General features: G+C 43.2%; 16 protein-coding genes. 14 read left to right on the top strand and 2 right to left on the bottom strand.

Annotation, left to right across the window (positions count from 1 at the left end):
* Window positions 1–5: 5 nt before the first annotated feature.
* From nagA to N780_RS09335, 4 genes are all read left to right on the top strand, one after another.
* A complete protein-coding gene (gene nagA / locus N780_RS09350) occupies window positions 6–1190 on the top strand; it encodes an N-acetylglucosamine-6-phosphate deacetylase (protein ID WP_036782928.1) in 1185 nt (394 codons plus the stop codon).
* Window positions 1187–1912, top strand: a complete 726-nt coding sequence (nagB, locus tag N780_RS09345; protein WP_036782926.1) for a glucosamine-6-phosphate deaminase — start codon at window positions 1187–1189, stop codon at window positions 1910–1912. Before nagA ends, nagB begins: the two co-directional genes overlap by 4 nt.
* Window positions 1913–1934: 22 nt before the next feature.
* Window positions 1935–2660, top strand: coding sequence for a phosphonate metabolism transcriptional regulator PhnF (phnF, locus tag N780_RS09340; protein ID WP_036782923.1), 726 nt, complete (start codon window positions 1935–1937; stop codon window positions 2658–2660).
* A gap of 147 nt (window positions 2661–2807) precedes the next feature.
* Window positions 2808–3641 (top strand): aldo/keto reductase, encoded by an 834-nt coding sequence (locus tag N780_RS09335; protein ID WP_036782920.1) that lies wholly within the window; start codon window positions 2808–2810, stop codon window positions 3639–3641.
* A 173-nt stretch (window positions 3642–3814) separates the two neighbouring features.
* Here N780_RS09335 and N780_RS20260 read toward each other — a convergent pair whose 3' ends face one another.
* Window positions 3815–3949, bottom strand: coding sequence for a hypothetical protein (locus tag N780_RS20260; RefSeq protein ID WP_269746698.1), 135 nt, complete (start codon window positions 3947–3949; stop codon window positions 3815–3817).
* Window positions 3950–4046: 97 nt separating this feature from the next.
* On the opposite strand from N780_RS20260, the gene N780_RS09330 reads away from it, so the two are divergent.
* The 3 genes from N780_RS09330 (at window position 4047) to N780_RS09320 (ending at window position 7533) form a co-directional block, all read left to right on the top strand.
* Complete coding sequence (locus tag N780_RS09330; RefSeq protein ID WP_036782918.1) at window positions 4047–5006, top strand: LacI family DNA-binding transcriptional regulator; 960 nt, start codon at window positions 4047–4049, stop codon at window positions 5004–5006.
* 65 nt (window positions 5007–5071) lie between these two features.
* Window positions 5072–6127: a HEAT repeat domain-containing protein gene (locus tag N780_RS09325; RefSeq protein WP_156969126.1), complete on the top strand. Its 1056-nt coding sequence runs from the start codon at window positions 5072–5074 to the stop codon at window positions 6125–6127.
* Window positions 6115–7533 (top strand): glycosyltransferase family 2 protein, encoded by a 1419-nt coding sequence (locus N780_RS09320; protein ID WP_036782912.1) that lies wholly within the window; start codon window positions 6115–6117, stop codon window positions 7531–7533. The genes N780_RS09325 and N780_RS09320 overlap by 13 nt, the downstream gene beginning before the upstream one ends.
* 376 nt (window positions 7534–7909) lie before the next feature.
* Here the strand turns inward: N780_RS09320 and N780_RS09315 are convergent, their stop codons facing one another.
* A complete protein-coding gene (locus N780_RS09315) occupies window positions 7910–11095 on the bottom strand; it encodes a hypothetical protein (protein WP_036782909.1) in 3186 nt (1061 codons plus the stop codon).
* 286 nt (window positions 11096–11381) lie between these two features.
* Between N780_RS09315 and N780_RS09310 the strand changes: the two genes are divergently transcribed.
* From N780_RS09310 to uvrA, 7 genes are all read left to right on the top strand, one after another.
* Window positions 11382–13781: an immune inhibitor A domain-containing protein gene (locus N780_RS09310; RefSeq protein WP_036782905.1), complete on the top strand. Its 2400-nt coding sequence runs from the start codon at window positions 11382–11384 to the stop codon at window positions 13779–13781.
* A 143-nt stretch (window positions 13782–13924) separates the two neighbouring features.
* Entirely contained in the window at window positions 13925–15544 is a 1620-nt protein-coding gene (locus N780_RS09305; protein WP_036782902.1) for a GGDEF domain-containing response regulator, read from the top strand.
* Between the two features lie 12 nt (window positions 15545–15556).
* Window positions 15557–15922, top strand: coding sequence for a response regulator (locus tag N780_RS09300; RefSeq protein ID WP_036782899.1), 366 nt, complete (start codon window positions 15557–15559; stop codon window positions 15920–15922).
* Complete coding sequence (locus tag N780_RS19215; protein ID WP_052114977.1) at window positions 15915–19154, top strand: ATP-binding protein; 3240 nt, start codon at window positions 15915–15917, stop codon at window positions 19152–19154. Before N780_RS09300 ends, N780_RS19215 begins: the two co-directional genes overlap by 8 nt.
* Before the next feature lie 138 nt (window positions 19155–19292).
* Window positions 19293–20867: a peptide chain release factor 3 gene (locus tag N780_RS09290; protein ID WP_036782895.1), complete on the top strand. Its 1575-nt coding sequence runs from the start codon at window positions 19293–19295 to the stop codon at window positions 20865–20867.
* A 295-nt stretch (window positions 20868–21162) separates the two neighbouring features.
* Window positions 21163–23142 (top strand): excinuclease ABC subunit UvrB, encoded by a 1980-nt coding sequence (gene uvrB, locus N780_RS09285; RefSeq protein WP_036782893.1) that lies wholly within the window; start codon window positions 21163–21165, stop codon window positions 23140–23142.
* 8 nt (window positions 23143–23150) lie between these two features.
* Window positions 23151–26027 carry an excinuclease ABC subunit UvrA gene (gene uvrA / locus N780_RS09280; protein WP_036782890.1) on the top strand — a complete coding sequence of 959 codons (2877 nt, stop codon included), beginning with the start codon at window positions 23151–23153 and terminating at the stop codon, window positions 26025–26027.
* The last annotated feature ends 19 nt before the right edge of the window (window positions 26028–26046 follow it).

Genomic DNA, 26046 nt, shown 5'->3' with positions numbered 1-26046 from the left:
CTGACATGTCTAAGATTTATGTAATTAAGGATGTGGAACTTGTTTTAGAAGATGGGAGTGTTCAATCCGGTCACGTCTTCGTTCAAAACGGGATGATTCAAAAAATAGGAACGGAAATGCAAGACGAAGCGGAGGTATTAATCGATGGGGCTGGGCACCAACTCACTCTTTTTCCTGGCTTTATCGATGTGCACGTTCACGGAGCAAACGGCTGTGATGTGATGGATGGAACAGAAGAAGCTTTGCAAGAAATGAGCCGCGTGCTTCCGAGAGAAGGGACCACGAGTTTTCTGGGTACGACGATGACGCAGTCTCATGGAGCGATTGAACGAGCTGTTGAAAATGCAGGGCGCTATGTTGGGCGGCAGAAGCCAGATGGTAGGGCTGAAATGCTTGGAATCCATTTAGAAGGTCCTTTTATTTCAAAAGATAAAGCAGGAGCTCAGCCGCTTGAACACATTGTGCCACCGAAAGTGGATCTTTTTCAAAAATGGCAAGTGAAAAGCGGTGGGCATATTAAGCTCGTCACTCTTGCCCCTGAGGAGGATGGAGCGCTTGATTTTATTACGTATTTATCAGATGAAGGTGTGGTTCCTTCAATTGGACATTCGAACGCAACATTTGCTCAAGTGAAAGCAGCTGTTGCACATGGGGCGAAGCATGTGACTCACTTATTTAACCAGATGAGCGGTCTTCACCACAGGGAGCCTGGGGTAGTGGGAGGAGCGCTGCTGCATGATGAGCTGATGACAGAGATAATTGTAGATGGCATTCACGTTCACCTTGATGCGATCCGTCTTGCTTACAAGCAAAAAGGCTCTGATCACACCATTTTGATAACGGATGCGATGCGAGCTAAATGCTTGCCTGAAGGAGTTTATGATCTTGGTGGTCAAGATGTTCATGTAGAAGGTGGAGAGGCCCGGCTTAAGGACGGGACATTGGCGGGGAGTATCTTGACTCTTCAAGAAGCGGCGAAGCGTATGAAATCGATTAGTGATATGACGAAGCACGAACTTGTTCAAATTACGTCAGCGAATGCGGCGAAGCAACTTGGTGTTTTTGACCGGAAAGGAAGCATTGCTGTCGGGAAGGATGCTGATTTCGTGCTGATGAATGATGCGATGAACGTTGTTGCAACGATCTGTAGAGGAATCATTAGTTACCGTAAAGGAGAGGAGCTATCATGAAGGTCATTGTAACGAGAGACAATCAAGAAATGAGTCAAAAAGCGGCTGATCTTCTACAACTATGCATGGAAGAGAATGAGGAGAGCGTGCTTGGTCTTGCGACAGGGGGAACACCTAGAGGAACTTATCAGGAGTTAATTAGACGCTACAAAGCAGGTGAACTGGACTTCTCTCATGTGACAGCTTTCAATCTGGACGAATATGTTGGGGTGGATCAACATCACCCGCAAAGTTATCACACTTTTATGAAGGAACAGCTATTTCAACATGTTAATATGAATATAGAAAAAGCTCATATCCCAAACGGTCAGGCGCCGGATTTACAGGAAGAGTGTGCACGTTATGAAGCGTTAATTGAAAAGATTGGACCGCCGCACATTCAGCTACTCGGGATTGGCCACAATGGTCATATTGGATTTAATGAGCCAGGAAGTTCGTTTAAGAGTGAAACGCATGTCGTGGATTTAGCGGATTCTACTAGAGACGCCAATGCGCGCTTTTTTGAATCGAAAAGTGATGTGCCAAGTCAAGCGATCACGATGGGGATTCAATCCATTATGAAGAGTAAAAGAATTGTTCTTATCGCTAGCGGTGAGAAAAAAGCGGAGGCGATCAGAAGGCTTCTCTCTCAGGAAGTGAGTGAGGATTTCCCAGCCTCAGCTCTTCATTCCCATCCTGATGTGACGCTGATTGTGGACTTGTCTGCCTATCAGAAAATCTAAGGTTAGTGAGGAGGTTTTTTTCATGTTGGATAAGCGTTCACCTATGCCGATGTATTACCAGATTGAAGAGCGGATTAAGCAGCAAATTCAACAAGGGGAATTTGCGCCTGGGGATATGATCCCGTCTGAACGAGAATTGTCTGAAACCTATGAAGTGAGTCGGATGACCGTTCGTCAGTCGATTACGAATATGGTGAACGACGGGATCTTATATCGGGAAAAGGGTCGTGGTACTTTTGTGGCCGAGCAAAAGATTGAACAAACGCTGCAAGGCATGACGAGTTTCACAGAAGATATGAAAGCGCGGGGAATGAAGCCAAGCAGTCGTTTGCTCCATTTTGATGTCGTTCCGGCTCAAGGAGAGATGGCTGAGAAGCTTGAGATCAAGCAGGAAGAGGAGCTATTCTTAATTCAGCGTATCCGTTTTGCAGACCAGGAACCGATGGCTGTTGAGACGACGTTTATCCCGGCAAAACTGGCTCCAGGGTTAAATCAGGAAATTGTGCAAGGATCTCTTTATGAATATATGGAGGTGACTCACGGATACCAGATAGGGAGAGCCACACAGGTAATCCAAGCGACCATCGTGGATCAGCAGGAAGCGGAGTTGCTTCAGGTTCCGCTCTCTTCACCAGTGCTTGTAATTGAGCGGAATTCGGTATTAACAGATGGGACTCCTTTTGAAGTCGTGAAATCAGTGTATCGTGCGGACCGCTACAAGTTTAGCAGTGATATTACTCGGATGTAGAGGTGGAATGCAAGCAAAGGGTTCGTGATGAGATTGCTCCCTGCGCGAATGTGTGATAGCTAAGCTGAAATTTTTGTGTTTATGCTTATGGTGATGATACGCTAAAACAGCTGAGCACATGAGCTCAAGAACTACCCGAGGGGAGTAATGATCATGAACAGTTTACAAGATACAATCAAGCTAAATAATGGTGTAGACATGCCTCGTTTGGGGTTAGGCGTATTTAAAGCAGAAGATGGCGAAGAAGTCATTAATGCTGTTAAATGGGCATTAGAACACGGGTATCGTAGCATTGATACAGCTGCGGCTTATAAGAACGAAGAAGGCGTGGGTCAAGCGCTTAAGGATTCTGGCTTAAGCCGTGACGAGATCTTTGTAACGTCTAAACTTTGGAACTCAGACCAGGGTTATGAGGAAACGCTACAAGCATTTGAGACGAGCCTTGAGAAGCTAGGTCTTGACTATTTAGATCTCTATTTAATTCACTGGCCAGTTGAAGGGAAGTATAAAGAATCTTGGAAGGCGATGGAGAAGCTTTATCATGACGGTAAGATCCGTGCGATTGGTGTAAGTAACTTCCACCCTCACCATTTAGATGATTTATTGAAGGATGGGGAAGTAACGCCTGTCATTAACCAGGTAGAACTTCATCCGAAGCTTGCTCAACAAGAAGTGCGTGACTACTGTGAGAAGCACGACATTGTAGTAGAAGCATGGAGTCCGCTTATGCAAGGACAAATTCTAGAAGAGCCTGTGATTCAAGAGCTCGCTCAGAAATACAACAAAACCGCTGCGCAAATCGTCATTCGTTGGGATCTTCAAATTGGGATCGTAACAATTCCGAAATCAACGAAACAACATCGCATTCAAGAAAATGCGGATGTATTCGACTTTGAATTAACTGACGAAGAAGTGGTGAAAATTACAGAACTGAACGAAAACCACCGCGTAGGCCCAGACCCAGACAACTTTGATTTCTAAACTATATAACAACCTAGAAGGTATCTGCCTATTAAGGCAGGTACCTTCTTTACGTTAATACAGTAAACCGTGCCAGACACCCTTCAGTGCGGTGAAGAAAGAAAGGGCGCCAGACACCCTTCACTGCTTTAAAGCGTAAACGGGTGTCTGGCACGCTTTATTGCTTTAGTGTGTTAGTCTTCGTGGAAGTCGTAGAAGATGGTTTCGTAGTAGGTTTGTGGTTGGTCTTTGTTTTGGTTGTGGAGGTAGTGGACGATTCCCCATTCGAATAGACATAGAAAGAGTAGGGTTAGAATTCCAATAAACATAGTAAATCTTCCTTTCTTTTTAATTGGTTTAAATTTACTATAGGGTATGAAACGCGTTTCATAGCAAGCTCTTTTTACATATAGATGAGGTGAGGGTATGGCAAATATAAGAGATGTAGCGAAACAAGCCGGGGTGTCGGTGACGACGGTGTCGCGTGTGTTGAACGATCATCCTTATGTCACACAAGAGAAGCGGTTGGCTGTAGAGAAAGCGATGGAGGAGCTTGGGTATCACCAAAATATCAATGCGATTCATTTATCTAAAGGAGAAACAAGATTACTAGGTGTTGCGGTTCCGTTTATTAACCATTCCTACTTTTCTACGCTGCTTAATGGAATTGCAGACCGAGCGCTTGTGCGTGATTATAACCTTGTATTTTATCAGACCAATTATCAGAAGGGAGAAGAGAGTAAGGCATTAGAAGCGTTGAAACGCAAGCAAATAGACGGTTTAATGATCCTGTCTCGTGCGAGTGACTGGAACTCGGTTGAGGCATACCAGGAATTCGGACCGCTTGTGGTGTGTGAGTCGTCGGAACACACTCGTATCCCTTGCGTATCGGTCGACCATTATGAAGCTTTCCGATATGGAATGCGCTATATTATAGATAAAGGTCATCGACACATCGGATATTGTATTGGACGAAGGACTGGGACAAATAGTAGTCTAAGAGAAAAAGCATACTGTGAAGAATTGGAATACATAGGAGAACCTTATCGGAAGAGTTGGGTATTTAACAATTGCTTAACGATTGAAGACGGGAAGCGCGTGGTGAATGAGTATGTGTCACTTAAAGAAAAACCATCGGCCTTGCTTATTACAAGTGATCAGGTCGCCGCAGGATTCAGGATGGAAGCCGAGAAGCGGGGGATTCGTGTACCTCATGATGTTGCGATTCTTGGATTTGATAATCATCCTATTGCTGAAGCCCTTGATCTGACGACAATTGAACTCCCTCTTCATGAAGTGGGAATGTCCCTTGTTGAGAAAGTGAGTAGTAAGAACCCATCTTCAGCTATCTATCCATTTGAACTAGTCGAGCGCGGAAGTGTGTAAAGTTCTGAAGCGATTCTCCATATACTGCCATGTACATTATTCATTTAAGGAAGGACGTATCATTGATGAATTTTTCGATTATTTGGATCGCGCTTTTTGTCCTTGCATTAGCACTTGTATTAATGGGATTCCTTATGTTTCTACTCTTCCAAAAGAGAAGAAACATTCGATATGAAATAAGAAAAAAATCTTATAAAGATAAACTAAAGCCAGTCGTCCAGCAAGTTGTCCTATCAGGAGAAGAAGGGCATCCAAGACTTATCGAAAATGAACAAATCGTTTATGAAGTTCTTGCTGAATTGCTTGAAGAGCTGACTGCCACGCTAAAAGATCCTTTTGTGAAAATGCGGGTGAATTCGTTTGCTCAGTGGACGATGAAAGATTACTATACACGTATGCTTCACCACCGACGGTTTAGTTTACGTATGAACGCTCTTTATCAGATCGAAGATTTTAACGTTCAAAGCTTTCAAGAGCTGTTGTGGCAACGATATAAAAATAAAACGTATAAAAATATAGCAGAGCACTACCAACTGGTACGCACACTTAGCGCGCTTGGTTCTAAAGAACTTATTTATGATCTTCTAGGTACCCACCAACCTTATCCTAAATTTTTGTACAAGGAAGTACTGCGCAGGCTTCCTAAAATAGATACGGAGCGCTTTATTGACGAGTGTGATTCTCTCCCTCTTTCGTTCCAACAGGCTGTTGTGGAATGGATCGGAGAGACGAGAGATTACAGTCGGATCCCTTTTTTAGAAGATCGCCTTGAAAGTGACTCTATTGAACTACGGATCAGTCTATTAAAAGTCTTGGAAACATTCGGTTATGTGTCGCGTCATGATGCTGTTCTGGCTCTTGCCACATCAGACTACTTCCAGGAACGGATGATGGTTGCCAGAATTGCTAAAGTGACCGAGAAGGAAAGGTATAAATCTGTTCTTGTAGGCTTGTTGTCAGACTCTAATTGGTTTGTTCGACAGGCAGCGGGAGGGGCATTAACCGTTTATCAGGACGGCGATATGATTTTAGCACACGTATATGAAACGAGCGAAGATCCTTATGCACGGGATATGGCGCATCAGTGGTTAGAAAGCGAGGGGGCTTTATGGAAATCATAGGAGCAGTGATACACGTTTTTTTTCAGCTATTTACCTATCTTTTTGTCGCCTATATGATTGTCGTCATTGGGTTTTATTCCGTCATGCTTGTTATTTCTTCAAGACAGCTTCGGGAGCAGTATGGCCTGAACCAAAAGGAACCTTATGAAGATTATTTGGATAACATTGATGCAAAGCCTGTGTCTGTTATTGTACCTGCATATAACGAGGAAATTGGGATTTATAATAGTGTTCGAGCGCTTTTAAGTATGAATTATAGTGAGTACGAAATCATTGTTGTTAACGATGGGTCTAAAGATCAGACTGTCGATATTATGATTGATAAATTTGATATGAAAAAGATCCCTCGCGTCGTGCGGAAACAATTGGATACAGAATCCATCAGGGGAATCTATCAGTCTTCTATTCACAGCAACGTATTTATGGTTGATAAAGATAATGGGGGGAAGGCTGATGCGTTAAACGCAGGGATTAACGTTTCTCGATATCCATATGTCTGCTCGTTAGACGGGGACTCTATATTAGAACGAGATGCTTTCTTGAAAGTCATGAAGCCTATCATTGAATCAGATGGGGAAGTTATAGCAGCCGGTGGAAGCATACGAATCGCGAATGGGTGTCGTATTGAACGGGGCGAAGTGATGGAAATTGGGTTATCGAAGACTCCTCTTGTCGTGATGCAAGTGATTGAGTATTTGCGGGCCTTTCTTATGGGAAGAATTGGACTTAGTCGCCACAACCTTTTGCTCATTATTTCAGGGGCTTTCGGTATATTCCATAAAGAATCCGTTATACGCGCTGGTGGCTACCGGAGGGAAACAGTAGGGGAGGATATGGAACTTGTTGTTCGCCTTCATCGTTTAATGAAAGAAGAAAAAGAGAAGAGTCAAATCGTTTATGTACCTGATCCCGTTTGCTGGACGGAAGCACCTGAGGATACCACAATGTTAAAAAGGCAGCGAAGCCGCTGGCACAGGGGGTTATTCGAATCTCTTTGGCATCATAAGCGCATGCTGTTTAATCCGCGATATGGCAGCATTGGAATGGTCTCTGTTCCTTATTTCGTCTTTATCGAACTTATAGGACCTGTGATTGAGTTGCTTGGTTACATTCTAGTGCCTATAGGTGTTCTAACGGGAATTATTCATGTACAAGTTGCGATCCTTATGTTTTTACTAGCGCTTCTATACGGTTCGATTCTTTCCATGGGGGCTGTGCTTCTAGAGGAGTGGAGCCTAAGGCGTTATCCGAAAGAGAGTCATATTGTTCGGTTGTTTCTCTATGCCTTGTCTGAGACGTTTTGGTATCGTCCGTTGACTGTATTCTGGCGTATGCTTGGGCTTGTGCAGGTTGTGAGGAAGCAGCAAGGATGGGGTGAGATGAAACGAAAGGGGATATCGCAGTAATGGATATCAAATTGGGATGGTCCGTTACGGTATGAGGTGGTAGGGCAGGCTTGGGGACAACTCGCTTTCCTGCGGCCCCACACGAGGTGGGGTCGTTCGACGTTGTCACAGGACGTGACGGTTTTAGTCGAACTTCCCCTTTCTTTTAGAGCCTCCTCGTTCGCTGGCGCTCTCTGTGGGGTCTCGTCTAGCTCTCTCTCCCGCGGGAGTCTCGCAGTCCCCAAGCCTGCCCTGGCTATTGTGGAGATGAACGGACCGAGCATATTGAGCTTTCAAGGTTACTGTCCATTTCTTGAACAAACATAATAAAGGGCAAAAATTATATCAGATACAAAAATCACCCCACTCGTTTACATAAACGAGTGGGGTGATTTCGTTAATCCGCTTGTTCAAATGCTTCTTTCATAATGTCATAGGATTTCTTTAAGCGTTCTTCTGATTTTGGTTCGTTCCAGTTCTCCCATGTGTAGGGGAGGAAGTTGGTTTTTGAGTTGATTTCATTTCCTTCTTTTGTATAGGCCATGATTGAAAGATTCTCGAAGTTTTGAGATCCTTCTAATCCTTCTTTCCACAGGTCTGTCATTTGTTCTTTTTGACTTGGGTCTTTGATGTTTAGAAGTTGCCATGGGACTCGGACTTCTATAACCTGATCGTTTTCTCCGATTGCGTAATCGGTTAAGGCGTTGTAATCTTCGGATTCTGGGTTTGCGTTTCCGTGTTGTAGCTTTCCTGTTTCATAGGAAGAGAACGGAATGGTTTCATTGGTCGTTGGAATCTTTAATTCCTTGTTTAAGGCTAATCGAATCGGGTGAAATTCTCCATTATCCTTTTTACTAGCGTAGGGTTGTTGCTCGATCATGGAGAGTGATTCTCCGTATTGATAGTAAAAAGGATCGTAGTAGCTATCGACAAGGAGTTCAGCTTGTTCTTTGCCGTTCACTTCTAGAAGGAAATCGACACCTTCGTCTGCCGTTAGTCCATCCGTTAGTGTTGTGATACCTTGATCTTGGATGGTATCGAAAGCGACTCCGAGCGACTGATCTTTAAAGTTAAAGCTCTTATCCATTTCTAAACGAAGGTAGAGGTACCGTTCGTCGTGATCTGTTGCTATCGATTTAATCTTTCCGTCTCCAGACGAAGGAAGTTTAGCGTCTTGCCATGATTCTCCTTTTCCATCCACAGTTCGTTTTAAGCGGTCAAAGGATAATAGTCCAAATTGTTGTTCATTGGTCTGTGCATTGGACCAGAATGGACGTCTGTTTGGATTATCAAGTTCCATCGTGTTCCACGTTCGTTTGAACCACTCATCCTGCCAAGTGAAGACGAGTCCACCAAGCGTGCCTTCTGCGACAATGTCTTCAAATAAGCGCTTGTTGATTTCGCCTTGCTGTTGCTCAGAATGATGACCCTGGTCCCAGCCAAATGGGTTTCCGTGTGTTTTCCCGCGTGATCCTGGTACTCCAAATTCAGCAACAAGAATAGGCATATCATGCTGGCTCACGAGGTCATTCAAGTATCCTGCGTAGCTGTTGTTCTCTCCGCGCTGGTCTTTGTAGGAGAGGTATTCTTCGTCATAGTTCAAGAAGTCAGGGTAATACGGATAGACGTGATAACTCGCAAACATGCCTGGCTTGAATGTATCTTCGTTCGTATGAATGACATTTGGGTTTACGCCAACAAGATCTTCTTCTTCAAGTGGTTCTGACGGGTGCTCGAGAAAGTCTGTCGTTGGCCAGTTCGTAAAGCTAATGGGGCGTTGCCAGTTGTAATGGTCCATTTCATATTGAATGGTGTAGTCCATCATCGACGCCAGCCAATGTTCAAACGGTTGAGCCTCCTCGGTGTAAACATACTCGCCTGAGTAATCTCCCTTATCTTGATGGTTCTCATTTGTCTTTTCGACCATCTCAGGGAACCACTCAATTCCGATGATCCAGCCAATGACGTATTCAGAAATGTCAGCGTTGTATACACCGCTCGCATGACCTGGTTTCTCTGGAACTTCAGCATTGCCATGAATCACGTCCACTAAGGTTGAGATCTCTCGTTTAAACGACTGTGTATTCTCCTCATGGAAACTGTCTAAATGACGTTCGAGCGGCTCTTCTTCAACCCAAGCGCCGTGGAAGACGTAGATGGGTTCATCAGTTTCTTCGTTATAGTTCTTGAGGGCTCTGTAAAAACCAGGCGGATGAAGCGTGTATACCCGTATAGCATTTGCATCCATCTCGCCGATTTGTTCGAACCATCTTGCGTATTCACGCTCTGTAATGGCAGCCTCACCTGGGAATGCCCCTGGTTTCCCCATACCAATATTTAAGCCTTTCATAAGTGCTGGCTTCCATTCTCCGTTTTGATAGATTTCAAAACGCTTTTCGCCAACCCTTGTAGGATAAAATACCCCGTCTTCATGGGCTACTTGTTTCTTTGTCTCTTCTTTTTGTTCCTTTGGTGGCGTTTTTGCCTCTTTTAAAATATCTTTTAACATCGGTACGTAAGTCTTCCAGTAAAATGGTTCAGGATTTGAATCATCAAAGGAGAACCATTTGCGAAAGTTTGCTACGCCTTTGTATTGATAGAAGGGAGGCAGCGATTCCATATCAGCGTAATCACCTGCAAAGTAGTATGCAGGATAATCATTCTTCGTTGTGCGTGTTACAGCAGGGAACTGATTCGGAATATTGTGCTTGCTTAGCTTTTCTTTCCCTTGTTCGGTTAGGTCCCAGTCATAATAAGCCATCACATTGCTGGAATCATAAGGCTTCACAATATCAAACCAATATGCGTAATGGGGGCTCTCTTTTAATCCGAATTGTTCTTCCCCTTGACCTGTAAAAGTAGCCCGAATGCCTTCGCCAGATACGTGCTCATCTTCTTCTAGCACCACGATGGTGTTATCTCTATGAACGAGTACATAACCTGCTCCCTCGAATGACCAATCTTGTCCTTGTTGTTTTTCATAATCGCGTACGGCCCATTTAGGGATTTCGCTACCTGATGCATCTTTAGATAAATCTTTGAAATAACGTCCTGACCACCCTGTCGCTTCAATGTCTAATAGATTGGTAATCGTTTGACGGGCATCATCCCTTGTGGGGCTTGAAAATGTGTTAAATTCCGCGATCAAGGTGGCTGTATTCTCATAAAGGGAAGCTTCTATTTTTTCGGCCTCTTCCTTCGTTAACCCGCCTGTGATTTTGGTAGACTTCTCACCGTCGCTGTTATCTCCCTTAAGATCAGCGTCATAAACGCCATATGTATCAGTGAGGTAGATCATTTGGTAGGTGCTTAAGTCTTCCGGCAAAGAGGATGTCTCAGGTTTTTCACCAGGGTGATACCCTACGTAATCTTGCTCCGTGTCATAGGCATCCCCGTCAGCTTTCGTATACTTTTCATAATTTAATAGCCATGTTAGGCCTTTGTGCTCTCTATAGGACTCATTTGGAACAGTTTTATCCACTATAAGTGTTTCTAACGGCTGCTTAGGCTCTAAGAGCCACCATATAAATGGGAATGCTAGTATAAGCAAAAATCCCCCTAGTACAAATGGCCACTTCTTCATCCCATTTCCCCCTCTGTAGAAGTAGTAGGTATATGTATTATCTCATATCCTGATCTTTAACACAGTATTCTCTATTTTTGGTTCATTTTGTGAGTGGGTCGAAGCGATTAAATAGGGAAATGAGGCGAATGGACTACCTAAATCGTGTCGATAGGTGTCGATAAAACCGTTCTAAACGCTCATTTTGCCTTTATTTCGAGATGAAGTGTTGTTCTAAACTACAAGTTGGGTTTATAGTAAGAATAATCCAAATAACGAAAAATTCAGAAATTTAGGGGGATGACGGATGAAGAAGGGGAAATTATTAACATCGGCTTTAGCGCTGACACTGGCGATTGGTCCAGTGGCGAGCGTTAATGCTTCCATGCCTTCACCGACTGAGGTTGGCAAAAGCAAACACGTCCATCATGAAGGAGGATCACCATTTGATTTAGCCATCGCAAACGATGAGCGTTTAATTGAAATGTTGAAAGAGAATGGAACGATTGGGAAAAATGCCTCGCCCGCAGAGGCTCAGGAGAAGTTGAATCAATTCTTACAGGCTAAGCAAGAATCAGCTAATAAAGAAGTGGGCGAGCTTCATGAAGAAGAGAAGTCTTCTAAAGAGAAGGTCAAAGAACAAATGGAGAACAATAATAGTCTGACTAACGGTAAAGGAAACAAACTTGGGCAAGCTAAGAAAAATGCTCCAGAAGGTGTTGAAGAGGAAGCGTATAATGGTGAAATGCGTACGGACAAGGTCCTCGTATTGCTAGTGGATTATCCGGACAAGCCTCATAACTCAATGTCAGCTGATGAAACGGATATGTATTATGAAGGTGAAGATGCATACTCCCGTGCACATTATCAGGACATGCTGTTTGGTACAGGTGGCTGGACAGGTCCAGACGGGAAAAACTATGTATCTATGAAACAATACTATGAGCAGCAGTCTGGTGGAAGTTATTCAGTTGAAGGAGATGTTGCTGGATGGTATACGGCTAGTCAACCGGCGGCTGCTTATGGTGGCAACTATCCGACTGAAGATGATAGTGATGTAAATGCTCGCGGTCTAGTAAAAGAAGCTTTAGAGTTAGCGGCAGCTGATCCTACTGTGGATATTTCTGAATACGATCAATGGGATCGCTACGATTTAGACGGTGACGGAAACTACTTAGAAGCAGACGGCTTAGTCGACCATCTGATGGTTATACACTCTGGGGTTGGTGAAGAAGCAGGTGGCGGTAGCTTAGGTTCAGATGCAATCTGGTCTCACCGCTGGAACCTTGGTGGTGTAACTCCAATCTCAAATACGGAAGCAACAGTTGGGTATTGGGGCGGATCTATGGCTGCATACGATTACACAATCGAGCCTGAAGACGGTGCGGTTGGTGTTATGGCGCACGAATTCGGTCATGACTTAGGTCTTCCGGACGAGTACGATACGCAGTATACAGGTGCTGGGGAACCAGTAAGCTACTGGTCTATTATGTCTAGCGGAAGTTGGGCAGGAGATATTCCTGGGACAATGCCTACTGGGTTTAGTCCTTATATGAAGGAAATGCTTCAAGCTTCTGCTGTTGTAGACAATGAAGGTACAAAAGGGAACTGGTTATCTGGAACAGAAGTTAATTTAGAAGATGTGAAAAGCGAAGGTACGGAGTTCTTGCTTGATGAAGCTGTAACTAAAGGAACAAATAATGACGTAGTAAAAGTAAATCTTCCACAAAAAGAAACAGTAATCAACGAACCTGCTAGTGGTGAGTATGAGTACTTCAGTGGAAGCGCTGATGGCTTGGATAACAAATTAACGAAAACAGTAGACCTTACAAATGCAAATTCAGCCGAGTTTAATTTCAAAACTTGGTACGATATTGAGAAAGATTGGGATTATGCATATGTAACTGTTAACGGTGAGCCAGTCGCATCAGATATTACAACAGATACAAACCCACATGGATCGAACTTAGGTAATGGTATTACTGGTTCTTCTAACGGTTGGGTCAATGCATCCTTTGATATTTCTGCTTACGCTGGCCAGGAAGTTGAAGTAGCAATTGAGTACGTAACTGATGCCGCTGTTAGCAACCCAGGCTTATATGCTGACGACCTTTCTATCACTGTTGATGGCGAAGAAGTTGTCTTTGACGATGCAGAAGGAGACGCTAAATTTGGCTTAGATGGCTTTACGAAATCAGACGGTATTAAGAGAAGTGACCACTACTACCTCCTAGAATGGAGAAGCCACAACGGCGTTGACGAAGGCTTAGCAAACATCCGTCGCGGTGATAGCCTGATGACATTCGATGATGGCTTACTAGTATGGTACGTGGATAAGCAATACAGTGAGAACTGGACAGGCATTCACCCAGGTGAAGGTTTTGTCGGGGTTGTCGATGCGGATCAGAAGACGCTTAACTGGAGCGATGGAAGTGTAGCTTCGACACGCTACCAGGTTCATGATGCTGCGTTTAGCCTAGATAAAACTGAAAAGATGTATCTCGATTATACAGATCTGTATGGTATCACTCTTAAAGATAACTATACGAAGCGCACTCCACTATTCAGCGACTCTGCCGACTACTCCAACCCAGGCTTAGTCGATGCAGGACGTAACGTTCCTGAATATGACTTAAACTTCCGAGTAACGGGAGAAAGCGAAGACGGTACAGTTGGTAAAGTTCTAATTTTCAGTGATAAGAAGTAACATTCATTAAGAAAAGCTACACTCACATTCGTGAGTGTAGCTTTTTTGCATAGAACAAGCTTTTTCTCCAGCCAACTTCTTCCTTTTATTACCCATATATAAGATAATAGATACATAGACTTATACGATAAGGAGAGAGACATTTGCAAAAGTATCAGACTCTATTTCTGAAGCGAACCCGTTCCACTCTCCAAAGCTGGGGGGAGCATCGTTCGATTACGAACGGAGCGATGTACCAGTTTTTGCATTCATTAAAGGGAACGGCTTCATCCATTGGTTTACCTTCTATAACAGAGGTGGCAACGAATCTTATGCAACAGTTGCCTGCATCTGCTGATTATGAGTGGGCTAAAGAGAGGTGGCAATCTTTTCTCAGTCCACTGACAGAAGAATTAAAGAAGCATTCAACAGATGACGTTCGTGTAGAACCATTAATTGAAAAGATAAAAGATGAGGCTCCAAGAGGCTCGTTAGTTTTGCTTGTTGGGGATCAAATTGATCGCATTTCGAATTTAAAGGATATGCTTGAAGAACATTATGCGGTTATGGTCGCGGCGAATGAGTCGAAGGCCGTCGAAGTGTTCTATAGCCAGAAGCCTGATTATGTCATTATAGATTTACACCAGAAAGAGGACCACGGGTTTCACGTGCTTTCAAGTATTGCCAATAAGGCTAGACATAGTTTTGTACCTACACTGCTTGTGGAAGATGCACCTCATACGATGTTACGGAAGAAAGCGTATGAGGCTGGGGCATTTGATATTGTTCATTCCCCTTTTGATAACGAGGAAATGCTTGCTTTAATACAGAATCGTTTAGAACTAAAGCGCGTCCTTCAGGCTCAGATCTTGTTAGATGAATTAACGGGGGCATATAACCGCAAGTTTTTACAAGAAGAGTTGCAGCGACAATGGGCAGAATATGAGCGTTATGAGACCATGTTTTCCGTTGCGATGCTCGACTTAGACCGATTTAAGCGCATTAACGATACATATGGTCACGATACAGGCGATCACATTCTTAAACAGTTCGCCGATACGATTATACAGAATAAACGTCAAGGTGATTATTTTATCAGGTATGGCGGAGAAGAATTTATGTTAATCATGCCGAAGACCGACGGAGAACAAGCGCGATTGATTGTTGAACGTCTCTTAAAAGTCTTCTCGGAGCATACATTTGAAAAAGATGGCACGACGTTTACATGTTCATTCTCTGCAGGTGTGGCTTCTGTTCACCCTCGGATTAAGCATACGGATGAACTCATTTCAAACGGCGATCAGGCGCTCTATATGGCGAAACGGAATGGCCGTAATCAAGTGCAAGTCTATGATGAGCAAAAACGGGACCTTGCTCACAATCTTGATGTGATCCGTATTGGGATTATTGATGACGATCCTATTATTCATGAACTGCTGCAAGATCATTTAAGGAAGCTAACGTTTAAAGGTCATAAAGTGGAGTTACGAACCTTCCGGGAAGGCGAGGAATTCTTCGAGTCAAAATGGTACCAACAGGATGGCAAGTTCGTCTTATTGTTAGACGGCGTGATGCCCCGTATGGATGGACTTGAAGTGTTGCAGAAGCTCCGTGAAGAATGTTCTGTGGATCAGTTCGTCATTATTATGCTGACCGGAAGAAAAAAAGATCAAGATATCGTAAAGGCTTTAGATCTCGGAGCCGATGATTATATTACGAAGCCATTTAGCGTTTCAGAGCTAGAAGCACGAGTGAAGCGGCTGGCTCAGCGGTTACTTTTTTAAGGAGGAATGAACGTGAAGCGTATTTTAATCGCGGACGACGAGGAAGTCTTGCGTATGTTAATTGTTGATACGTTAGAAGAAGAAGGGTATGAACTTGAGGAAGCAGAGGATGGGGTTGAAGCTTTCGAGAAGGTTCAAAAAAATGACTACGATCTTCTTATATTAGATTACATGATGCCAGGGATGACAGGGATTGAGGTGGCGGAACAAATAAAAGCGTTAAACGGGAAAGAGCGCATGAAGATCATGATGTTAACAGCTAAGAATCAACAAAAGGATGTCGATGCATCAAAAGCTGCCGGTATCCATTACTACATGGCTAAACCATTCAGCCCTCTTCAATTAATTGAACTTGTGGAGGATATTCTCGATGCGTAACTTTTTTAGAAAAAGTATTCGCAGGCAATTTCAATTTATTATGATGGTTGTCTTCGTTCTCGCACTTATCGGCATCTTTATTATTCTAGCTATTCAATCTCAAGTGAAAGAGAGCTATTTAGAAGAGAGAGAAACGCTCTCCAGGCAGACGGAAATCGCAGAAAGTATTGATCAAGAATATAACGAGATGATTATGCGGGCGAGGGGGTATCTTGCTTTTTTGAATGATGGTGAATGGGAGTTAAGCCAAGAAGCCCACGCGAACTTAGTTGTTTTGCTAGATGAGTTGAAAGAATATGAGTTAACGAATGAAGAAGAGTTGGTCTATGCGGACCTATCTGTATACGTGGAAGAATATTGGGATCTGCTCTTGCCGGCGGCTGTGGCCTTTGCTGAAGACGGGAATTATGAAGAGCTTGTAACTATGTCACAAGATACGAGTGGTACTTCCCGTATTAACAGTTTTCTCTTAAGGAATAAGCAAATTGTTGCAGCAAATGAGAGGGAATTAGAAGCGGCTCATGAGGAGTTCATAGAAAGCACCAACCGGATTACATACGCATTAGGTGCACTGATTGTTATGTTATTTGTCATCATCAGTCTTGCTACGAAACGAATGTCTAAAAGTATAGGCCAACCACTCAGTGAATTGTCTGATGCTTCAGAGCAACTAGCGCTTGGGAAAGAGGTGTCGTTTCCTACGGTTCAGCGTCAAGATGAATTAGGGACGTTAGCCAATGCTTTGTCTTCGATGGCTCATGTCATTCAGGACCGCGAAGCTGATCTTCAAGCTCATAACGAAGAGCTCCAAGCCCAGCAAGATGAACTGACAGAACAACAAGAGCGACTAGAGAACTCGGTAATAGAGATAAAAAACTTAAATATGGCTATTAACGAGGCAACCATTTTATCAGTAACAGACACAAAAGGTTTTATTACAGATGTGAATGATAAGTTCTGTGAAGTGTCCGGGTATTCTTCTAAAGAAATTATGGGTCAACCGTATTCATCCTTATACGTAGATGATCATCCGGAATTTTATGAAGACATGATTCGCACGTTGAGAGAAGGACGAATTTGGAAAGGCGAATTTAAGAATAAGGCGAAAGATGGAACGAATTACTGGGTGGATTCTACCATCGTTCCTTATAAAAATGATCATAACGGGATTGAACAATACTATATTATTCAATTCGAAATTACGAATATGGTGGAAGCTGAACAAGAATTGAAACACCTTTTAGAAGAAACGAACCGAACGAAGCATACGCTAGAACATTACAACGAACTGAATCATGCTTTATCGATCACACTAGATATGGAGGAGTTGTTAGAGACTGTCTTGTTCCAGCTTCAGCAAATCTTCTCGTTCAATAAAGGGATTTTACTAGTTTTGGATAGTTCAGAGTATGCGAGTATTAGTATTTCAAATGAAGCGGCTGCGCGAATGAGAGCTCATATTGAAGATCAGGTAATTGTGCGCCTTCAAGAGACGCAAGAGCCGTATGTTCTGAAAAGAGAGTCGCTCGCGGGGGAGCGGGGGTACCACGAAGAAACCCTTTATAGTTACGATGTATTTGCTCCTGTATTTGATGCGAAGGGAGAACTCCAAGCTGTGTTTGGTGGTACAAGGATTGGACTTTCCTTTGATGAAGAAGAAACAAATGAGCTTGAGGGGATCCTGAGTCGAGTATCCTTGTCACTTGAGAAATTGTTTTTATATGAAGAAACAGAACAAAGTCGCCAGTTAAATCAAGATATTATTGATAATGTGAATGAAGGCATTCAATTTATTGATGAGAAGGGTGCGCTTATTCAATATAACAGCCAGTTGTGTAGCTTTATGGAAGCGGAAAATTGTGAGGATTGTTTGAACGAGCCTTTCTCGTATTGGGTTACCTTTTTCAAAGAGCGCGTAGAAGATCCTGAGGCCGTTACAGCCTTTTTCGAAACGGCAATTTTTCAATCTTCACAGAAGAGTTCGCAATACCGTTATGAGGTAGCTGGTTCTGATCGCAGAATCATAGAGGTATATGCAGAACCGATTTATAGGAGAGAAGAGCGTCTTGGAACGTTATTTGTTCACAGGGATATTACTTCTCAATACGAAGTGGATCAGATGAAGTCAGAGCTTGTGAGTACCGTTAGTCACGAACTCCGTACACCGTTAGCAAGTGTGCTTGGATACACAGAGCTCATGTTGAACAGGGAACTGAGGCCCGAGAAACAGAAGAGGTATTTAAGTACAATTGAGAAAGAAGCAAAACGGTTAACGAATTTAATTAATGATTTCTTAGACTTACAGCGCATGGAATCAGGGCGTCAAGTCTATGAGAAAGAGTTGATTCAGGTCGAGGAAGTCGCACAGGAAGTAATCGATTCCTTTCCATATTCATCGCAACATGAAGTGTACTTAAATAATCACTCAACTCATCTGCCTGTATTAGGGGATCGGGAGAAGCTGATCCAAGTGTTTACGAACCTCATTAGTAATGCTATCAAATTCTCTCCTGATGGGGGGAAAGTTGTTGTCACGATGAATGGGAACGATCAGGAGTTATTTATCCACATAGCTGATGAAGGGCTTGGCATACCTGATCAAGAGCTGCCGAAGCTGTTTAAGAAGTTTCACCGTATAGATAACTCAGAGCGAAGGAAAATTGGCGGAACAGGTCTTGGGTTATCTATTGTTAAAGAGATTGTTGAAGCTCATGGTGGTAAGATTTCAGTTCGGTCAGAGGTTGGAAAAGGGAGTGTCTTTACAATCATTTTCCCGCTTGCTCAACCGAAGTCAGTTGGTGATGGAACAAGTTTAACACCTGATTTACCACTCATTATGGTCATAGAAGATGATCATAGTCTGGCAATGTTAATTCGTGAAGAATTGAAAGGGACAGGATTCAATGTCCTTCACTATGCAAGTGGTGAATCTGCTGTACGGGTGCTTGATACTTATGAGCCGGATGGTTTTGTCGTTGATTTGATGCTTGCTGGCGAATTAGACGGCTGGGACGTTATTCAGGAGATTAAGAAACGCCCTCAATTGGAGCAGATCCCTATTTTTATTTCGACCGCTCTAGAGGAGCGCTCTAGAGGTGAAGAACTTGGGATCGAACATTATTTAACGAAGCCGTACCCACCGAACAAGCTATCGACGACGATTTTGCGTACTTTGCTACAAAATGAAAAGAATGGTCAAATATTAGTCGCGGGGGATGAGGAGGGAAATTGACTTGTCTATCTTATCGTGCTATGTTTGATTAAATTAGAATGACGAAAATGTATAGGCCGCTCCATTTGATCTCTTGATCAAGGTGTGGCCTCTGTTATGTAAAAAAGAGCAGTTCATCATGTGATAGGAGAATGAACAATGAGTGTACAAAATGAAATGAAAAAGCGCCGGACGTTTGCGATTATTTCGCACCCGGATGCTGGTAAAACAACGTTAACAGAGAAATTTCTATTATTCGGTAACTTAATTCGCGAGTCCGGTACCGTTAAAGGGAAGAAGTCCGGGAAGTTTGCCACTTCTGACTGGATGGATATTGAGAAGCAACGTGGAATTTCCGTCACGTCTTCTGTTATGAATTTCCCTTATAAAGACTATCAGGTAAATATCTTGGATACACCAGGGCACGAAGATTTTAGTGAAGATACGTACCGTACGCTGACAGCTGTTGATAGCGTAGTCATGATTATAGATGGAACGAAAGGGATTGAAGCGCAAACACTTAAGCTATTTAAAGTTTGTAAGATGCGTGGTATCCCGATCTTTACGTTCATTAATAAACTAGATCGTGAAGGCCGAGATCCATTTGATCTATTAGATGAAATCGAAGGAGAGCTTGGCATTGAAACATATGCCATGAACTGGCCTGTTGGGATGGGCAAGCGTTTTAAAGGAATCCTGGATCGTCAAAATGAACAATTCGTTCAATTTACAGGTAATGAGACCGAAACGTCTATTCCATATGATGAGATTAACGATCATCCTGAACTAGCTGATGATGAGACGTTTGCAAGTGCGTTCGAAGAGCTTGAGCTGCTTGATGGAGCTGGTGTTGAGTTTTCTATGGACGCGGTTCAACAGGGAGAACAAACGCCTGTATTCTTCGGTAGTGCCCTTGCCCCGTTCGGCGTTCGCACATTCTTTGAGGAATTTATTTCTATGGCTCCACAGCCTGCTCCGCGTAAGGCTTCTGGGGATATGATTTCACCTGATAAGGAAGAGTTCTCAGGCTTTATCTTTAAGATTCAGGCGAACATGAACCCAGCGCACCGTGACCGTGTAGCGTTTGTGCGTGTTTGCTCAGGGAAATTCGAACGAGGAATGAACGTTACGTTAGATCGGACAGGAAAGTCTATTAAATTAGCACAGACCCAGCAATTCGTTGCTTCCTCAAGGGAGACGATCCAAGAAGCCTATGCGGGTGATATTATCGGAATTTATGATCCGAACGTATACCGTATTGGCGATACGCTTGTCGAAGGGAAAGAGACATTCCACTTTGAAGAGCTGCCACAATTCCCGCCTGAAGTATTTAAGAAGGTTGTTGTGGAGAACGTTATGAAATCGAAGCAGTTTAAGAAAGGACTTGAACAGCTCGTGCAAGAAGGTGCTATTCAATTGTTCCGCAGTCTTCGCAGTGACGAATATATTATCGGGGCAGTCGGACAACTTCAGTATGAAGTGTTTGAGTACCGTATGAAGAATGAGTACAACGTAGGCGTACGATTTGAAGATATCGGGGAGCGTATTCCTCGCTGGTTAAAGTCCGAACAAGTGGACCGTTCCAAGTTCGATGACCGAAGTCTTCTAGTAAAAGATCGTGAAGAGAACTACCTTGCTCTCTTTAAGAATGACTTTTCCTTACGCTGGTTCCAAGACAAAAATCCAGACATTGACCTCATCGACCTGTTTGAAGTCAACCAATATAGCCAATAATAAAAACAAAAGCTGGTGGCCTCCACCAGCTTTTTCTTATACATAAAAAAGCTTTATAACATTAGAGAGACAAAGCGTGCCAGACACCCGGTTGTGCTTTAAAGCAGTGCAGGGTGTCAGACACCCGTTAGTACTTTAGAGTGGTAACGGGTGTCTGGCACGGTTTACTGCTCTACCCGCCTAAAGTGGGCAGTTGAGCAGGGTGGTCGAATGTTTGTTCGCGTATATGTTAGAATGATGAGAGATTGTGGTAAACTACGGTTATAAGAGTGAATGGATGAATGGAGGTTGCATCTTGGAGAACAAATTTGAATTGGTATCCCAATACGAGCCGCAGGGGGATCAGCCTGCAGCGATTGAGAAGATTAAGCAAGGCATTGACGAGGGGAAGGTGCACCAGACCTTACTTGGAGCCACAGGAACGGGAAAAACATTTACGATGTCCAACGTTGTGAAAGAGATTAACAAGCCCACGCTCGTTATTGCTCATAACAAAACATTAGCCGGTCAGCTGTACAGTGAATTTAAAGAATTCTTCCCTAATAACGCGGTGGAATATTTCGTTAGTTATTACGATTACTATCAGCCGGAAGCTTATGTTCCTTCTACAGATACGTTTATTGAGAAGGACGCTAATATCAATGATGAGATCGATAAACTGCGCCACTCTGCGACATCTGCTTTGTTTGAACGCCGTGATGTTTTAATTGTTGCCAGTGTATCTTGTATATATGGTTTAGGTTCACCTGAAGAATATCGTAACCTGGTGCTCTCTATTCGTTCAGGCATGGAGAAGGACCGTGATGAGTTGCTACGTGATCTTGTTGATATTCAGTATGCGCGTAATGATATTGACTTTCAGCGTGGTACGTTCCGAGTTCGTGGAGATTCTGTTGAGATCATCCCAGCTTCTAGAGAAGAGCACTGCATACGCGTTGAGTTTTTCGGTGATGAAATTGACCGAATCCGTGAAGTAGATGCGTTAACGGGTGAAATTATAGGAGATCGTGAACATGTTGCTATTTTCCCGGCATCCCACTTCGTAACCCGTGAAGAGAAAATGAAAGTAGCGATCAAAAACATAGAACGTGAACTACAAGAACGCCTAAAAGAATTAAAAGATCAAAATAAATTGCTAGAAGCTCAGCGTTTAGAACAACGTACGAACTATGACTTAGAAATGATGAAAGAAATGGGCTTTTGCTCAGGCATTGAGAACTATTCAAGGCACTTAACGCTTCGTGATAAAGGAGCGACACCTTATACATTAATCGATTACTTCCCAGATGACTTCCTTATTATCGCTGATGAGTCCCACGTGACCATACCGCAAATTCGGGGTATGTATAACGGAGACCAAGCGCGTAAACAGGTTCTGGTTGATCATGGCTTTCGTCTCCCTTCAGCCTTAGATAACCGACCTCTCCGTTTTGAGGAGTTTGAGGAGAAATTGAATCAAATTGTCTACGTTTCAGCCACGCCTGGTCCATACGAACAAGAACACTCACCAGAGATGGTTGAGCAAATTATTCGTCCAACAGGCTTATTAGATCCGAAAATTGAGGTTCGCCCTATTCAGGGTCAAATCGATGACTTAATTGGCGAGATCAATATGAGGAAAGAACGCAACGAACGTGTCCTTGTTACCACATTAACGAAGAAAATGTCAGAAGATCTAACGGATTACTTAAAAGAGATTGGCATTAAAGTCGCTTATCTGCACTCTGAAATTAAAACATTAGAACGAATTGAGATTATCCGAGAGCTTCGTAAAGGAAAATACGATGTCCTTGTCGGTATTAACCTTCTTCGTGAGGGGTTAGACATTCCTGAAGTCTCGCTTGTTACCATTTTAGATGCGGATAAAGAAGGATTCCTTCGCTCACAGCGTTCTCTTATTCAAACGATCGGGCGAGCGGCTCGTAATGAAAACGGACAGGTTATTATGTATGCCGATAAGATGACTGATTCTATGAATATTGCGATTGATGAAACGAATCGTCGCCGAGAGAAACAGATCGCTTATAATGAAGAACACGGGATTACCCCTACAACCATTAAAAAGGAAATTCGCGATGTAATCCGTGCTACAACTGAATCGGAAGAAACACAGGAGACAGACGACCGTCCAAATGTTTCAAAAATGAGCAAGAAGGAAAAAGACAAGATGATCGAAAATATGGAGAAAGAGATGAAGCAGGCAGCAAGAGACTTGAATTTCGAGCGAGCTGCTGAACTACGAGATCTTCTCTTGGAACTTAAAGCGGAAGGATGATCTAATACATGAGCCAGAAATCGATAAGTGTTAAAGGGGCTCGTGCCCATAATTTAAAAAATGTCGATATAGATATACCGAAGAACAAATTAGTCGTGCTAACAGGACTTTCGGGTTCAGGGAAGTCTTCGCTTGCCTTCGACACGGTTTATGCGGAAGGGCAGCGTCGATACGTAGAATCTCTGTCTGCATACGCGCGTCAATTTTTAGGCCAAATGGATAAACCGGATGTTGACTCGATCGAGGGTCTTTCTCCGGCTATCTCTATCGATCAGAAGACGACGAGTAAAAACCCTCGGTCTACTGTAGGGACAGTCACAGAGATTTATGATTACCTGCGTCTTCTGTACGCACGTGTGGGACATCCAACTTGTCCGAACCATGGGATTGAAATTACATCTCAAACCGTTCAACAAATGGTGGATCAGCTCCTTGAATATCCTGAGCGTACCAAAATGCAAATTCTTGCTCCTGTGGTTTCAGGACGCAAAGGTCAACACGTAAAAGTCCTCGAAAACTTGAAAAAAGAAGGATATGTACGAATACGCGTTGACGGAGAAATGCGTGAAGTAACAGAAGACATCTCTCTTGAGAAAAATAAAAAACACTCTATAGAAGTGGTCATTGATCGAATTGCAATTAAAGATGGTGTTTCCGGACGTCTGTCTGATTCTGTAGAAACAGCGCTTCGTTTAGGTGAAGGACACTTGATCGTTGACGTCGTGGATGGTGAAGAGCTTCAATTCAGTGAGCATCATGCGTGTCCGATATGTGGATTCTCTATTGGGGAACTTGAGCCTCGTATGTTCTCCTTTAATAGTCCATATGGAGCTTGTACACGCTGTGACGGACTTGGCACACAGTTAGAGGTTGACTTGGAACTAGTGATTCCGGATTGGAGTTTAACGTTAAATCAACACGCCATTGCCCCATGGGAACCAAACAGTTCACAGTATTATCCACACCTTTTAAAAAGTGTCTGTGATCACTACGGGATCGACATGGATATTCCGGTGAAAGATATCCCGAAGTATCAGCTGGATCGCATTCTTTATGGAAGTGATGATGAAAAAATTTACTTCCGTTACGAGAATGATTTCGGAAAGGTAAGAGAAAACCATATTTATTTCGAAGGCGTCGTATCAAACGTAGAGAGAAGGTATCGTGAGACAACCTCTGACTACATCCGTGAACAAATGGAAAAGTATATGGCCCAGAAGAAGTGTCCTAAGTGTAAAGGGTACCGTTTAGACGAGAAACCGTTAGCCGTGCTTGTTAACGGTAATCATATTGGAGAAGTTACGGATCTTTCTGTGCATGAGGCGTATCATTTCTTTGATAATGTAGAGCTATCGGAGAAAGAAGAAACGATTGCTCGCATGATTTTGAAAGAAATCTGCGATCGATTAAGTTTTCTTATTAATGTCGGTATAGACTACTTAACACTTTCTCGCTCTGGCGGAACTCTGTCAGGCGGTGAGGCACAGCGTATTCGCTTGGCCACACAAATTGGTGCAGCATTAACGGGCGTTTTGTATGTACTTGATGAGCCTTCTATCGGTCTTCACCAACGTGATAATGATCGTCTTATTGCTACCCTTCAAAATATGAGGGATTTGGACAACACACTTATTGTAGTTGAACATGATGAAGATACGATGCTTGCTGCTGATCACCTGATTGATATCGGACCAGGGGCAGGAGCTCACGGTGGACAAATTGTATCAAGTGGTACGCCTCAAGAAGTGATGGAAGACAAAGGGTCATTGACTGGACAGTACCTTTCAGGGGAGAAGTTTATTCCACTTCCGCAAGAACGTCGTAAACCAGATGGCCGCTACGTCGAAGTGGTCGGGGCTGAAGAGAATAACTTGAAGAAAGTAAATGCTAAGTTTCCGTTAGGTGTTCTAACGGCAGTAACTGGTGTGTCTGGTTCTGGTAAGAGTACACTGGTTAATGAGATATTACACAAAAGCCTGGCTCAACGTCTTCATAAGAGCAAAGTGAAGCCTGGTAAGCATAAGGAAGTAAAGGGTCTGGATCATTTAGAAAAAGTTATTGATATTGATCAGTCTCCAATTGGACGAACACCACGTTCAAACCCTGCTACGTATACAGGTGTCTTTGACGATATTCGCGATGTATTTGCACAGACTAATGAAGCGAAGATAAGAGGGTACAAAAAAGGGCGTTTCAGCTTTAACGTTAAAGGTGGACGTTGTGAAGCATGCCGAGGCGACGGGATTATTAAGATTGAAATGCACTTCTTGCCAGATGTCTATGTTCCGTGTGAAGTGTGTGACGGAAAGCGATATAATCGAGAGACGCTTGAAGTAAAATATAAGGGGAAAAGTATTGCAGATGTTCTCGCTATGACCATCGAAGAAGCATATGATTTCTTCGAAGCGATCCCTAAAATTAAGCGGAAGCTATCTACAATATTCGATGTAGGACTTGGGTATATTAAACTCGGTCAACCAGCCACAACCCTTTCTGGTGGTGAGGCTCAACGTGTTAAGCTAGCAAGTGAGCTTCATCGTCGTTCGACAGGACGTTCGTTGTACATCCTCGATGAACCAACGACGGGCTTGCACGTGGATGATATATCAAGGTTACTGATGGTTCTACAACGTCTTGTGGATAATGGTGAAACCGTCTTGATTATTGAACACAACTTAGATGTTATAAAAGCAGCTGATTATCTACTTGATTTAGGGCCTGAAGGTGGAGCTAATGGAGGTCAGATTATTGCAACTGGCACCCCTGAAGAAGTTTCTGAACAAACCCAATCTTACACAGGTCATTATCTAGGACCTATTTTGGAAAGAGATCGTAAACGAATGGAAGAGAAGATGCAGCAGCGTGAAAAAGTTTCGAAATCCTAAGTAGTAAAGAGACAGAGCC

It is taken from the genome of Pontibacillus chungwhensis BH030062 (genome assembly GCF_000770675.1).
GTDB classification, from domain to species: Bacteria; Bacillota; Bacilli; order Bacillales; family BH030062; genus Pontibacillus; species Pontibacillus chungwhensis.
This window is presented reverse-complemented; position numbering and strand designations above follow the sequence as displayed.